Consider the following 15081-nt stretch of genomic DNA (forward strand, 5'->3'; position numbering starts at 1 on the left):
CAACTTAAGCTGGTTTTGAATACTACCCCCTCAGAACCGAATAGCCTTCATCCTATCCGCAACACCCTCATCCGCACAGACTTCCAACAACCGCCGATCAAAGTGTTCAATGTATCCTTCCTTGGCATATCCATGGTTGATCAAATGCAGGTCCAGCATCAGTTCATCCAACAGATCCCACAACGCTGCATCCGGTCGGTCCTCGGTCTGCAGCTTTTCCAGTTCACCGGACACACTTTCGTATTGGTCCAAGAGCAGATGTGTGATAAGGCCACTCATTCCTGTGCTTTCTGATTGAATAGGATGTAGCCGAAATTGAGGCTCCAGACCCACGGTTGCGTTAAGCCATCAATGTAACTGGTATTGAACCAGACCGGTCCTAATGGACTTTGGTAGATCAGCGACCCTGATCCCATGTAATACCGCTTGTCGAACCCTAGACCTGTTATAGCACTGCCGTCTGTTTGTTGGATCAGGGGCTCATAGGGTTGGAAAACGAACCCTTCCAAACGCAGATCGAAGCGATTCTTTGCAACGGCAACGATCAGGCGGGCTCCACCTGCGACGAACTTGGTAGAACGGAATTCAGGGATGAAATAGGTATGGCTTTCCGGCGTAGGGCGGAATGCTGGGCTGCGGATAATGCTCTCCGTATAATTCTCGAAATTGGGCATACTGCTGAATACGCCTTCAGCCAATAGACCGAATTTGAATATGCCCCTTGGCAGGAAATACTTGTCCAACGTGATCTTGGCGACTATCCAATCATGGTTGTAATGGTGGTCCATCAAGTTCTCTGCACGCGTAGAACCAAGGTCCGTGGTTTCGTGACCGGTAACCACCCGGATCGATCCAGCAAGCGACTCACCTGCATTGGCATGTTGTTTCCGGTTAAGTGTGTTCCGTTCGATCAACAGTCCCGACGTAAAGTGACTGAAATAGGAGACATCTGCAGTATCCTGTCCACTGAACTCTGCCGTTTGGTAGTAATTATCCTTCGTCTCCACGATCTTTGCATCCAGCCGTAAGAGTCCTTTATTGCCCAATCCCATTCCTACGTTGATGCCACCCCAGGTCTCTCGGTTCACTACGAAGCTTGGCCTCACTTCATCAAAGAACGTGGTGAAACTTCGGAAATAATCCCAGCGGTGGATCGTGAATGCCGGTTCTATGTAAAGCGGTGATGCTGTGGAAAGGTCCATCCGAAGTTTTGCCTGACCGGCTATATAGTACTTGCCGAAGTATGAATTCGCTTCGATCCGAGCCGAGGTTGAACCGAACAGATTATAGCGAAGACCCACCATTCCCGTATTGATCGGACGTGATGAGAACATTCCGCCGAACTTGACCTCAAGGTCTTTTTCCGCCTTCGCTTTAAGTTCCAACCGGAAGTTGTTTGCCATATGGTCATATGTGGCCTTGGGAAAGAATGAAGCTATATTCCTATCGGCGACCAAACGGAAGTACGTCGGTTTCAGTTGATCCATTGACATTAATTTATCACGGCGTGACAAGGTCTTTGCCACATACCGCTTTTGCGACTTCGTCAAACCTTGGATCACTACGTCGCCGAATTCCATTTTTGGCATGCGTGCACGGAACGCTTCACGGCGGGCTTCCAAATCTGCACGGGGCATTCTACGGATCGTTCGAGCAAGTATCTCCGGCATTTGCGCCATCGCCGCATCATACCCATCTTTTATTGCAATGGATGGGTTGCTGAAATCGAACAGGGTGGTGGTGGTCAGGGGTTCAATGATCACCCCATTCTCACAGATCACCGTGTAGTTCGTGTGTTCCTGCATCATGGCACGCAGCTGGCTCAACAGGTCATCTTCGGTGGGTGGTGGCGCGTTGTAGGATACGTTACTGCCAATGATGAAGTCCGGCAGAAAATCATTATACATCACATCGCTCGGGAAGTTGTTATACAGGCCGCCGTCCATCATTAAATGCCCATTCACACTGATGGGTTTGAAATAGAACGGGTAGGACATACTTGCCCGAATGCACTCTGCCAGATTTCCTCTGCTGAATGTTACCGAGGTTTGATCTGTGAGGTCCGAGGCCACGCAGCGGAACGGTACGAACAGGCTATCCATGTTCTCCCGCGCAACTGCGGATGCCGGCCCGAAGGTTCGCATTTGCTCAAAATCCAATAAGGCAGGCTTGCGCAGATTAGTGGGCAAACTGGTTTGAATAGTGGTATCCAGATCCAACTTTACACTGATCAATGATGCATCGGGAGCATCTTGTTTGAAGTAGTATTGATAGCGCTTCTCAATTCCACCATCGGCCATGATCTTATATAGGTCGGTATTGAAAAGTGAGTCGATCTCCCATGGTGAATAACCTGCTGCGTACATGCCGCCGATCAAGGCCCCCATGCTGCTTCCAGTAATGAAATCGATCGGAATGTCATTCTCCTCCAACGCTTGCATCACGCCGATGTGCGTAAGGCCTACAGCTCCGCCTCCGCTTAGGACCATACCCACTTTCTGCCCATGGATCTGAGTGAAAATGATGAGGAATAGAATTGAAAGTAACGAACGTTCCATACGAGGAACGCAAAAGTAGGGCCGCTAGCGCGGACCGCACAGCCGATCAACCGCGCAACAGGCCGTTCAAGTATTCTACAGTATCAAGAAGTCTGGAGCCATACCAACTGAAGAACTCGCCATCTACCAGTTTCACTGGCGTTCCAGGACAAGTCTCGTGCAGTTCCTCAATGTGTTTTTCGTTGAAAGGATACGGTTCTGAAGAGAGTAGGATCAGGTCCGGTGCAGCTTCTTCCAACTCTTTGGCGGTGATCACCGGATACCGCGCATCGTCGCTGTCAAAGACATTGATCATTCCACATCGCTCTAAAAGGTCGTTGATGAATGTACCGTGACCAGCCGCCATGTACGGTTCGCGCCAGATCAAGTAGGCCACCGTTGCAGGTGGGTCCAAGGGTTGAAGTGTTGAGAACCGCTCAGCTATTTGGTTGCGAAGCGCTTCGGCTTTCGCGCTCGTTCCGGTTATTGCACCGACTTTCAGGATCATGTCCAGTGCGCTGGGTAGATCGCGAACATCGCTTATCCAGATAGGGAATTCCTTCGCTAAGGATTCAATCTCAGCTTTCAGGTTTTCTTCTTTGTTTGCGATGATAAGATCCGGTGCTAACTCCTGGATCTTCTTAAGGTCCAATTTTTTTGTGCCGCCAACACGTGGCTTGGTTCTGAACCACGTTTCCGGATGCACACAGAATTTGGTAATGCCGACCACGCGTTTTCCCAATCCAAGGTCATACAACAATTCGGTCTGGGAAGGGACTAGGGAGATGATGCGTTGGGGCAGGTCGGGCATTTGAATGTTGCGCCCTATTTGATCCGTATGGATTCCCATGCTAGTGCTGGATCAGAAGGTCAGATATCAGGTACTTGGATCCATCTTGATCTATCATAACGATCAGCGTCATCAGCGTTCAATTCTTCGACTAAGCAGGCGCTAAATTATCTGATCGTCTGATGGTCTGATCGCCTACTTCAACTTCCCAATAATATCCTGCTTCGTAATGATACCGTACCCATCTTTCAGTTTCACCAGGACCGCTGGATTCCCGTTGCCCAATTTGCCGGTGACTTCTTCCAACGTGGCTTCCACCCCAACAATAGGTAATGGAGCGCCCATTACCACACTAACTTTTTGGTGACGTACTTCAGCATCTTCCAAAATGGCATCGAACAACCGCGCATCGGTTATGGTTCCTACTGGTTTGCCATTTTCGAATACGGGGATCTGGTCGATGTTGTGGCTTCTCATCTTGTCGATCGCGTTCAGCACGGGTTCATCTGCTTCCACACTTAACAATGCAACTTCCTTGCCTTTGATCAGATCACCGGCTTTGGGTTTTTCCTCGACAAGGAATCCACGTTCCCGCATCCAATCATCATTGAACATCTTGCCTAGATAGCGCGTGCCATGGTCATGGAAAATGACAACGACAACATCATCCTTTTTGAACCGGGCATTCATTTGGAGCAAGCCTGCAATAGCCGCGCCAGCACTGTTGCCAACGAAAATGCCTTCGTCCTTTACGATCTTGCGGGTGTAGATGGCAGCATCGCGATCCGTAACCTTTTCGAAGTGGTCTATCATTTCCATCTTCACGTTCTCCGGCACAAAATCCTCGCCTATGCCTTCCGTGATGTAAGGGTAGATCTCATTCTTATCGAATTCGCCCGTCTCCTTCAACTTAGTGAATACGGATCCGTAGGTGTCAATTCCAAGCAACTGGATGTTCGGGTTCTTCTCCTTCAGGTAACGGCCAGTTCCGCAGATCGTACCACCGGTGCCTACGCCAACCACCAAATGCGTGATCTTGCCATCGGTCTGGTCCCAGATCTCTGGGCCGGTGCTTTCGTAATGTGCATCGCTGTTGCTGAGGTTATCGTATTGGTTGGCCTTCCAGCTGTTGGGCGTTTCATTCACCAACCGTGAACTAACACTGTAATACGACCGCGGATCTTCGGGGTCAACGTTCGTAGGGCATACGATCACTTCCGCACCGAAGGCACGCAATGCATCCACTTTTTCTTTGCTCTGCTTATCAGTGGTGGTAAAGATGCACTTGTAGCCTTTAATGATCGCGGCTATCGCTAAGCCCATACCAGTGTTACCACTGGTGCCTTCGATGATAGTTCCACCAGGTTTCAATGCGCCGGACTTCTCGGCATCCTCGATCATCTTCAACGCCATACGATCCTTTATGCTGTTACCCGGATTGAAGGTTTCCACTTTGGCCAATACCGTACAGGGTAGGTCCTTGGTGATCTTGTTCAGCTTTACCATTGGGGTATTGCCGATGGTGGTGAGGATATTCTCGTGGATCTTCATTGGATCGATGTTCGTGTGATGCTCTTTCTGCAAGGGTCGCGAAGGTAAAAGGTAATACTCGGTACGCTATACCATGTACCATTTACCAACAAGTCAATCAAACCGAATGGCTTTCGCGGGCGCAATGCGGCTTACCAACATGCTGGGTAGGATCAAGGCCAGAACACAAACAGCAAGCGTACCAAAATTCAGTAGGACGATCGGCCAAAAGTGCAGCGTTACTGGAACCGCATCCACGTAGTAACTTTCAACGGGTAATGTGATCACCCCGAATTTCTGTTGGATCAGGCACGCAGTGATCCCTAGAATATCCCCTAGAATAATGCCGATGCCAAGTATGTAGGCCGCGTCGATCAAAAAGATACTACGGATAGTGTCATTGCTGCTACCTAGGGCCTTCAATACACCGATCATAGTGGTCCGCTCCAAGATAATGATCAACAAAGAACTGGTCATGTTGATGATTGCTACGATGATCATGAGCACGATTACCACGAGCACATTGGTATCCAATAATTCCAGCCAGGCGAAGATCTCCGGGAAACGGTCACGAACACTCAAGGATCGTAAGCCAAGTTCCAAGTGGTCGCGGTAAATTTTCGCGTCCATTTCCTCCAGATCACTGAATTCTTCCAGCTCTATTTCAAAGCCTCCCGCGTATTTATTGTTGCTACCACCACTTCCGCCACGTTCCGTAACAAGGGCTTTCGTAGGTGTATCAATTGATCGTAGTATGCGCACCCAAGCCGTATCAGGTATAGTGCCGTCGGCGTCGCGAACTACAAGGGTAAGTGTTGTGTCTCCGGCAAGAGGGATCTCCACCCAATGCGGGCCCCTTCCTCTCAGTGTTGTTCCAAGCCAGTCGTAGGTGTAGTTCCGGTCACCACCAAAAGCCAGCCCCTCAACGGATATGCCGTGCTCGGTCAGTTCATCATCAACGCGGATCTCGGCTTGTAGACCCCATTGTGAAAAGCGTTGCAGATGATCAATGTCCACATATACTAACTGATGGTCCAATTGTTCAAGTCCTGTTTCGTATAGGCCACTTACCCGGAATTTCCGCGGTCGTATATCATCTATTGCTTTTACCAGATAGACCGTTATCGTATCATTCGTCCCGATCTGCAGGCGATTGCTGAGGTAGCGGGATAGCAGGAGGTCAATGGGGCGCGAAGTATCGCCTATAGTAGGTAGCTGACCGTCCACTAAGTGTTTGCCTAGAAAAGTCCAGTCGTGGTCTGCCCCAACGCCTTTAACTACCACGCCTTGTATGTCCTGCTCTGTTTCAATGATCCCCGGTTTAGTGGCATAGATCTGGATGTGCTTCACCCCAGGAAGCGTATCCAGACTGGGATAGAAATTTTGAGCGATCGCTATGCGCGGGGTTTCCTTGGGGTCATTCTGGCGGATGGCATTGATCTGCAAATGACTTCCAGCACCGGTTACCTTCGCACGCACTTCACGTTGAAACCCCGTGGTAACACCCACTGTAATGATCATGACCGCCATACCCAACACGATACCGACCATTGCAATGGCAACGATAGGACGCGATAATCGAGCGGTGCGAGCCGTGTCGTCCGATCGTAGAATGCGGCTTGCGATGAAATGCGGAAAACTCACGTTGGGCAATGCTGCTAGGCAGTTCGCGAAGATAGCTTGCGTACTCTTGTTCGTTGCACCTTCATGTGGACAGGTCGTTCAGGATAATGCCATATTGCTGCCACAGAAAGCAAAAAGCGTACGAGTTGGCGCAGAACGCACCGGTGAATATCTAACTCAACTGACCGGAAAACGTGTGGCCGTAGTAACCAACCAGACCGGGTTGATCGGTAAGACCCACTTGGTCGATTCCTTGCTTGCGTTGAAGGTGAACGTGGTGAAAGTATTTGCTCCTGAACACGGTTTCCGAGGTGAGGCGGATGCTGGCGAACATGTCAAGGATCAAAAGGATGAGCGTACTGGTCTGCCCTTGGTCAGCCTTTACGGAAACAACAAAAAGCCAAGTGCCGAACAACTTGCCGATGTGGATCTGATCGTATTCGATATCCAGGATGTGGGAGTGCGTTTCTACACCTATCTCAGCACCTTGCATTATGTCATGGAGGCTGCAGCAGAGCAAAAGAAGAAGCTGATCATTCTCGATCGCCCTGACCCCAATGGCTTTTATGTGGATGGCCCGCTGCTGGAAATGCAGAACAAGAGCTTCGTCGGTATGCACCCGGTGCCCATTGTACACGGAATGACAGTGGGGGAGTACGCCCAGATGATCAACGGAGAAGGTTGGTTGAAGAATGCTGTGAAATGTGACCTGGTCGTGATCCCTTGCGAGGGGTATGATCACAACACGATCTACGACCTACCTGTACGTCCATCTCCGAATTTGCCGAATATGGCGGCTGTGTACCTATATCCATCGTTAGGTCTTTTTGAAGGGACCATAGTGAGTGTTGGACGCGGTACCGAAAGACCATTCCAGTGCATTGGTTTTCCTGGTTGTAAGATGGGTTCATATCAATTTACACCTGTTTCCATGCCAGGGGCCAAGGAGCCACCACATATGGGCAAAGTGTGTACAGGTCTCGATCTGGAAGAGTATGGAAGCTTCCAAAGCCGCATGGATCGTAAGCTTCGGCTGAATTGGTTGATCGGCATGTATGAAGCATCCCCATATGGAGAAGGATTGTTCACACCGTTCTTCGATAAGCTCGTTGGCACCGCCAAAGTGCGCGAAGCGATCGTTGCCGGTAAGAGTGAAGAAGAGATCCGGGCAACGTGGAAGGATGGGTTGGATGGATTCATGAAGATCAGAGGGAAATACCTTCTTTATACTGATTTTGATAACTAGAGCCTTGGTAGGTATGGCGTGTCCGGCGCGCTTATGTCTGGATCGGCCTTAGGTTCCCTTCCTGGATCATTACTTTCAGTCGCAGCGGGCCTGGTATAATGTCCGGTGGATCCTTTGTTTTATTCATCTGCTGAATTTTCCGTTCCGTCGGATCGCTGTTGGAGAACCCAAACCATTCTGGTCCATCCGCGTAACACGGAGCATGAAGTATGCTGCTCTTTTCCTTTTCATCACCTGTGGTTTGATCTCTTCCGCTCAATATTATGATGCTCCGACTTCGGTTGATGAGCACTATGTGATCGGCGATGGCGGTGCAGAACCTCTAGCTGATCTTGAACGCTACGAACGTCTCAATAAAAGCTTGGGCGGTGATTCCATCCGCCTTTGCGATGGCCAACCTTGCATTGGTTGGGTTGAAGATGCCTATGCAGATGGCACGCTTAAGCACAAAGGGTATTACGATGGCGGTGAACTGGTGTTGTATAAGAAGGGTTAATGGACAAAACGAATGGTAAAACCTTCTGAAAGTCCTGCCTGGCTTAGGTTAGAGGCCTTTCAAAGGTCATGAACCAAAAAAGTGCTCTTTGTGTGGTGGTCCAGTTATTAACAAATACGGCCAGGTTCGGGGTAAGCAACGGTACCGTTGCCGCACTTGTGGTAAGCAATTTTTAGGCGGCCAAACAAAGCAGCCCGAAGAACTATGGTTTGAGTATCAAGCTGGCAAACAGACTTACAGGCAGTTGGCTCTCAAGTATGGTTGTTCTATTCGGACCATACAGCGGACGTTGGACAAATACACAGGCACTGAAGCCAAGGCTGTTCTGCCATCTTCAGCCGTGGTTTTAATGGATACGACCTACTTCGGGAGAACCTTCGGTGTAATGGTGTTCAGGGATGCAACTACAGGCACAGTCCTGTATAGGAAATACGTAAAACATGAGACCAACCAGCTTTATGCGGATGGTCTGAAATTCCTTCGTGGACAAGGCGTGGAGATAAGCGCCGTTGTTTGTGATGGCCGACGAGGCCTGTTGCAACTCTGCAGAGGAATCCCGGTGCAAATGTGCCAATTTCATCAAGTAGCGATCATTACCCGCTATCTCACTAGAAAGCCCAAGTTGCCAGCAGCCATTGAGCTGCGCCAATTGACACAGATGCTGAAGAAGACCGATAAGGAAAGCTTCACTGGGGGTCTACAACTATGGCATACCAAATGGAAGGCCTTCCTCGCTGAACGAACTGTGGAATCAACCACCGGCAAGTCACGTTATACGCACGGTCGCCTGCGGAGCGCACACCGGAGCCTATCGTGCAATCTGCCTTGGTTGTTCACTTGGTACGACTATCCTGAACTGGATATTCCCAACACCACCAATGCAATAGATGGCTACTTCGCAGACCTGAAGAACAAGCTTCGCAATCCTAATGGCCTCTCCTTGACTCCGGAAACAAAAATTTATCGATGAGTTTTTGAAGGCATGCGGACCTCGCGATGGGAACGGTTGATCCGAAGGTTCCGTTCCCATCCGATCATCGCTCAGTCATCAGGTTTATCTCTGGCAGGTTGCTCTCAGCAGAGCCTACTTCCGTTTCGCCAGACACCCAAAGATCAGAATCGCAATTAGGTTCTCCAACAACGGTTGATAACTCGCCATTCGTTTTGTCCATTAGAGACAAACGTCTCCCAAAAGCCATTCGTTTTGTCTATTACACCTATAAGAACTATTACCAGAATGGCGCTTTGGAGCGCGACTTTAAACAGTTGGATGCGTTGAAGAGTGTAATGCGCGCTTATCATGATAATGGTAATCTCCGATCCGAAGCACGCTATGCTGAGGGTGCATCCTACGAGTACACCGACTATTACGTGGATGGAAAAATGCGTTACCAGGAAGTGAAACACCGTAAGCAGCCCTATTACATTACGATGAACCTATTCGCAGGTGATGGAAACCCTATCAGTAAGTTACAGTTGGTGGATAAAAAGAAGATCGAATTCACCCAGCAGGAGTTCCATCCAGGTGGCGCATTAAAGTGTGAAGGCCGAGCCCGTTACGATCAGGCCCGCATGGATACACAGCGCATTGGCACATGGAACTATTTCGATACAGCCGGTGGAGTGGTGAAGGAAGAGGACTACGACGGTGGGAAATTGGCTACGGTCCGCTAGGATATTAAGTGCGCTTCCATCGAAAGAGGTTCATACCATTAATGGTCCGTATGTAAGCTCCAATAGGTTCTGAATTATATTCTGACGTTCGGTTCGATCGAGGTCATTTCATTTGTGCAGGTCAAGCGCTATCCGACTACGATGATCATCGTAAATTTGGGGACACGAATATTTGGACCTAGCGTAAAATGGAAGATAAAGGAAAATTAAGTGATGTGAACGGAGCAGGTAAATGTCCTTTCATGGGTGGAGCCCTTAACCAGACCGCAGGTGGAGGAGCCTCTGATCGTGATTGGTGGCCGGATCAACTAAAATTGAATATCCTCCGCCAGAATTCTACGTTGTCCGATCCTATGGATGATTCGTTCAACTATGCGAATGAATTCAAGAGCCTCGATCTAAAGGCTGTTAAGAAGGATCTCTACGCGCTTATGACCGATTCGCAACCATGGTGGCCAGCAGATTACGGTCATTACGGGCCATTGTTCATTCGTATGGCTTGGCACAGTGCGGGTACATATCGCATTTCTGATGGTCGTGGCGGTGCAGGTTTCGGAACACAACGCTTTACGCCCCTGAACAGTTGGCCAGATAACGTGAATCTGGATAAAGCACGCTTACTGCTTTGGCCGATCAAACAGAAATATGGGAAGAAGATCTCGTGGGCTGACCTAATGATCCTTGCCGGTAATTGCGCATTGGAATCCATGGGATTTGAGACCTTTGGATTTGCCGGTGGAAGGGCTGATGTTTGGGAGCCGAGCCAGGATATTTATTGGGGTCCGGAGACCGAATGGCTCGGAGATAAACGTTACGCTGGTGATCGCGAACTCGAGAACCCGCTAGGTGCGGTGCAAATGGGTTTGATCTATGTGAATCCGGAAGGACCGAACGGAAATCCAGATCCTCTCGCCTCAGCGCGCGACATCAAGGAGACCTTCGGGCGTATGGCCATGAATGATGAAGAAACGGTTGCATTGATCGCCGGAGGACATACATTCGGAAAAGCACACGGAGCTGCTGACCCAGGTAAATATATAGGGCCTGAACCAGCTGGTGCAGGTATTGAAATGCAAGGTCTTGGGTGGCAGAATAGCTTTGGCAGTGGTGCTGGTATAGATACCATTTCCAGTGGTGTCGAAGGTGCTTGGACAACAGACCCGATCAAGTGGGACAATGGCTATTTCGATGTGCTGCTAGGATACGATTGGGTCTTAACAAAGAGCCCAGCCGGTGCACATCAATGGACACCGAAGAATGCCGAAGCAAAGGGAACTGTGCCGGATGCGCATGATCCACAATTGCGCCACGCGCCCATGATGACCACTGCGGACATGGCATTGAAATTGGATCCCGACTACGCTCCGATCTCAAAGCGGTTCCACGAGAACCCGGATCAATTCGCTGAGGCTTTTGCACAAGCATGGTATAAGTTGACGCACCGTGATATGGGACCCAAGGAACGTTACCTCGGACCTGAAGTTCCTTCCGGTGAGTTGATCTGGCAGGATCCGATCCCTGCAGTGGAACACGCACTTATCGATGCAGCGGACGCAGCTATGCTGAAGAAGAATATCATGGGATCTGGCTTGTCCTTATCGCAATTGGTTTCGACTGCATGGGCATCCGCATCAACTTTCCGTGGTTCGGATAAACGGGGCGGTGCAAATGGTGCACGGATCCGTCTTGCGCCACAGAAGGATTGGAAAGTGAACGAACCAGCCCAATTGGCTGGCGTGCTAGCTAAGCTCGATGGCATTCAGAAAGAATTCAATGGCGCAAATTCTGGTAAACAAGTGTCAATGGCGGACCTGATCGTTCTCGCTGGATGTGCCGGCGTTGAACAGGCAGCTAAAAATGCCGGTCATGCTGTTAATGTGCCGTTCACTCCAGGTCGTGCAGATGCGACGCAAGCGCAAACAGATGTAGAGGCGTTCGCCGTTCTGGAACCGGTTGCTGATGCTTTCCGCAATTACATCAGACCAGGTACGAGCATTCGTGCTGAAGAATTAATGGTGGATCGGGCGCAATTGCTGACGCTTACTGCACCGGAAATGACCGTTCTTCTCGGCGGCATGCGTTCAATGAACGCCAACTTTGGGCAAGCGGAACACGGCGTATTCACTGCGCGACCTGAGTCCTTGACGAACGACTTCTTCCTTAACCTGCTCGATCTGGGTACGACCTGGAAAGCAACTACCGATGCACAGGATGTATTCGAGGGGCATGATCGCAAGACCGGAAAATTGAAATGGACCGGAACGCGTGCTGATCTCATCTTCGGTTCCAACTCCGAGTTACGCGCCCTCGCTGAAGTATATGGTTCTGCAGATGCTGAAGCCAAGTTCGTAAAAGACTTCGTTGCGGCTTGGAATAAGGTCATGAATTTGGATCGCTTCGATCTTGTGTGACCTATTGCGAATGTTGAAACTTGAAGAGGTGGCTCGTGTTGAGCCACCTCTTTTGTCTTTCACCACTTGCCAACGACCAGTACAACTAGTAACCAAGGTTCTTTGTTCCTACTTCCAACCTCGCGGATAGTTAACGAATGATCAGCTATGCTTCTGCCAATACCGTTTGCCATAGCCGCAGAACACTTCTTCCCCAGCTTTGATCTTCCGCGTTGCAACTATGCACACATCATTGTTGTCATCTAATCCGATCCGTGCGTTGTTCTTTAAGTGTGTGACGCTTGGTCCTTGAGCATCGTTGGCGAATTTCGCAAAACAAGGAGTGTGCATCGAGTCGAATATGCGGCCGTTCTCTAAGCTGATGAAGTAGCGGTCATTTCCTTCATCAGCACGTTTTTTTGCTTCAACAACGGATAGAAGCTCACCAACAAAAACCGCGATCGTTTCATCTTTGAAAATGTCGATAGCAGTAAATAGTCCGTTGCCGGATCCTGCAATTTGAGAAAGGTCCGTGTACAGATACTCTGACTCAAGTGCTTCGATGGAATTGCTTGTATGTGCTGAGGTTTTCATTGGGATTCCGGCTCAAGAGGCGCAAAGTAGGGCATCAACTCAAACCCGAAAGAGCAAAGAAAACAGCCATCACAAAATGGACTGTTCGCTCGATGGATCTCTTAGTCCATAGAATTAGGGTAGATCGAAGCTGATCTTGCCTTGTTGTATGAATTGAGGCCTAGGCGGATCCTCCTAAAATGGAACAAGCCCCACACATTCTTGTGCAGGGCTTGATCTTATAGGTTAGCACGATTTACTTGGCTGCGTCGTCCTTCACTTCCTCAAAGTCAACGTCGGTTACTTCCGCATCAGATGTATTGGATGAGTTATCACCTTGTGCTCCGCCATTGGATTGCGCTTGTTGACCGGCCTTGTACATCTCTTCGCTCGCCGCACTGAATACAGTGTTCAATTCGGCCATTGCTGCATCCATTGTTGCAATGTCTTCTGCTTTGTGAGCGGTCTTCAACTTCTCCAATGCATCGGTGATCGGCTGCTTCTTGTCGGCTGGGAGCTTGTCGCCCAGATCCTCCATTTGCTTTTCGGTCTGGAAGATGAGGCTGTCCGCCGCGTTCATCTTGTCCACCTTCTCGCGCAACGCTTTGTCACTATCGGCGTTAGCCTCAGCTTCTTTGCGCATCTTCTCGATGTCTTCCTTGCTTAGGCCGCTGCTTGCTTCAATGCGGATGTTCTGTTCTTTACCGGTGGCTTTGTCCTTCGCACCTACGTTCAGGATACCGTTGGCATCGATGTCAAAGGTTACTTCTACCTGTGGTGTCCCACGACGTGCTGGTGGGATACCATCCAAGTGGAAACGACCGATGGTACGGTTGCCGTTCGCCATTGGGCGCTCGCCCTGCAATACGTGGATCTCTACGCTCGGCTGGTTATCGCTGGCCGTGCTGAAGGTCTCGCTCTTTTTGGTAGGAATGGTCGTATTGGCCTCGATCAACTTGGTCATGACACCGCCCATGGTCTCGATGCCCAAGCTCAATGGAGTAACGTCCAATAGCAATACATCCTTCACTTCACCGGTAAGTACGCCACCTTGGATCGCAGCGCCAATGGCCACTACTTCATCAGGGTTAACGCCTTTACTTGGCTCTTTTCCGAAGAATTTCTTAACCGCTTCCTGGATCGCAGGCATACGGGTGCTACCACCAACAAGAATGATCTCGTCGATCTCGCTGGTCTTAAGTCCGGCGTTCTTCAGAGCGCTTTCGCAAGGTGCGATCGTGCGCTTGATCAGACTGTCAGCCAGTTGCTCGAATTTCGCGCGGCTCATGGTCCGTACCAAGTGCTTTGGGATACCATCCACCGGCATGATGTACGGCAGGTTGATCTCAGTACTGGTCGTGCTGCTCAGTTCGATCTTCGCTTTTTCAGCAGCTTCTTTCAAGCGCTGTAGGGCCATTGGGTCCTTACGCAGGTCGATGTTCTCGTCCTTTTTGAACTCGTCCGCCAACCAGTCAATGATCACTTGATCGAAGTCATCACCACCTAGGTGGGTATCGCCGTCCGTGCTTTTTACTTCGAACACGCCGTCACCCAATTCTAGGACGCTAACGTCGTGGGTTCCACCACCACAGTCGAATACAACGATCTTCTGATCGATGTGCTTTTTGTCCAGTCCGTAGGCCAGTGCAGCAGCAGTTGGCTCGTTGATGATGCGACGCACCTTCAGTCCAGCGATCTCACCGGCTTCCTTGGTGGCTTGGCGCTGAGAGTCGTTGAAGTAGGCTGGTACGGTAATAACGGCTTCCGTTACCGTGGTGCCGAGGTAATCCTCAGCGGTCTTCTTCATTTTCTGCAGGATCATAGAGCTGATCTCCTGCGGTGTATAGTTGCGGTCGCCAATGGCTACTTGTGGCATACCGGCGCTGCTACGTATCACTTTATACGGTACGCGTGCGATCTCCTTGGCATCTTCTTCATAGGTATTGCCTATAAAGCGTTTGATGGAGGAGATGGTATTCGTAGGGTTCGTAATGGCCTGACGCTTAGCAGGATCACCTACTTTACGCTCTCCACCTTCAATAAAGGCCACCACGCTTGGGGTCGTGCGCTTGCCTTCGCTATTGGCGATCACCACAGGCTCATTGCCTTCCATTACAGCTACGCAACTGTTGGTGGTCCCCAGGTCTATTCCAATTATCTTGCTCATTCGTTCTGTTGATCTGTTTTATTCAGTCGTCTCTCCCTGACAAGGGTTATGCCAA

General features: G+C 49.9%; 11 protein-coding genes and 1 pseudogene. 5 read left to right on the forward strand and 7 right to left on the reverse strand.

The window, feature by feature from the left end; all coding sequences use genetic code 11:
• Positions 1-30 precede the first annotated feature (30 nt).
• The 5 genes from IPF95_09550 to IPF95_09570 form a co-directional block, all read right to left on the reverse strand.
• Positions 31-279 carry a hypothetical protein gene (locus IPF95_09550; GenBank protein ID MBK6474937.1) on the reverse strand — a complete coding sequence of 83 codons (249 nt, stop codon included), beginning with the start codon at positions 277-279 and terminating at the stop codon, positions 31-33.
• Positions 276-2558: a patatin-like phospholipase family protein gene (locus IPF95_09555; GenBank protein ID MBK6474938.1), complete on the reverse strand. Its 2283-nt coding sequence runs from the start codon at positions 2556-2558 to the stop codon at positions 276-278. The genes IPF95_09550 and IPF95_09555 overlap by 4 nt, the downstream gene beginning before the upstream one ends.
• A gap of 46 nt (positions 2559-2604) precedes the next feature.
• Positions 2605-3387, reverse strand: a complete 783-nt coding sequence (locus tag IPF95_09560) for an ABC transporter substrate-binding protein (GenBank protein ID MBK6474939.1) — start codon at positions 3385-3387, stop codon at positions 2605-2607.
• A 135-nt stretch (positions 3388-3522) separates the two neighbouring features.
• Positions 3523-4878: a pyridoxal-phosphate dependent enzyme gene (locus IPF95_09565; GenBank protein MBK6474940.1), complete on the reverse strand. Its 1356-nt coding sequence runs from the start codon at positions 4876-4878 to the stop codon at positions 3523-3525.
• Between the two features lie 93 nt (positions 4879-4971).
• Complete coding sequence (locus tag IPF95_09570; protein MBK6474941.1) at positions 4972-6501, reverse strand: ABC transporter permease; 1530 nt, start codon at positions 6499-6501, stop codon at positions 4972-4974.
• Between IPF95_09570 and IPF95_09575 the strand changes: the two genes are divergently transcribed.
• The 5 genes and pseudogenes from IPF95_09575 (at position 6482) to katG (ending at position 12307) form a co-directional block, all read left to right on the forward strand.
• Positions 6482-7726, forward strand: coding sequence for a DUF1343 domain-containing protein (locus tag IPF95_09575; GenBank protein MBK6474942.1), 1245 nt, complete (start codon positions 6482-6484; stop codon positions 7724-7726). The two genes, IPF95_09570 and IPF95_09575, sit on opposite strands and share 20 nt — an antisense overlap.
• 202 nt (positions 7727-7928) lie before the next feature.
• Positions 7929-8222 carry a hypothetical protein gene (locus tag IPF95_09580; GenBank protein MBK6474943.1) on the forward strand — a complete coding sequence of 98 codons (294 nt, stop codon included), beginning with the start codon at positions 7929-7931 and terminating at the stop codon, positions 8220-8222.
• 244 nt (positions 8223-8466) lie between these two features.
• Positions 8467-9232, forward strand: a pseudogene (locus tag IPF95_09585) (hypothetical protein).
• Between the two features lie 154 nt (positions 9233-9386).
• Positions 9387-9896: a hypothetical protein gene (locus IPF95_09590; GenBank protein MBK6474944.1), complete on the forward strand. Its 510-nt coding sequence runs from the start codon at positions 9387-9389 to the stop codon at positions 9894-9896.
• A 242-nt stretch (positions 9897-10138) separates the two neighbouring features.
• Positions 10139-12307, forward strand: coding sequence for a catalase/peroxidase HPI (katG, locus tag IPF95_09595; protein MBK6474945.1), 2169 nt, complete (start codon positions 10139-10141; stop codon positions 12305-12307).
• A 141-nt stretch (positions 12308-12448) separates the two neighbouring features.
• Here katG and IPF95_09600 read toward each other — a convergent pair whose 3' ends face one another.
• Positions 12449-12880 (reverse strand): SET domain-containing protein, encoded by a 432-nt coding sequence (locus IPF95_09600; protein ID MBK6474946.1) that lies wholly within the window; start codon positions 12878-12880, stop codon positions 12449-12451.
• Positions 12881-13115: 235 nt separating this feature from the next.
• On the reverse strand, positions 13116-15026 hold the full coding sequence (dnaK, locus tag IPF95_09605) for a molecular chaperone DnaK (GenBank protein ID MBK6474947.1): 1911 nt from the start codon (positions 15024-15026) through the stop codon (positions 13116-13118).
• Positions 15027-15081: the final 55 nt, after the last annotated feature.

The organism is Flavobacteriales bacterium (assembly GCA_016704485.1).
GTDB lineage: Bacteria > Bacteroidota > Bacteroidia > Flavobacteriales_F > PHOS-HE28 > PHOS-HE28.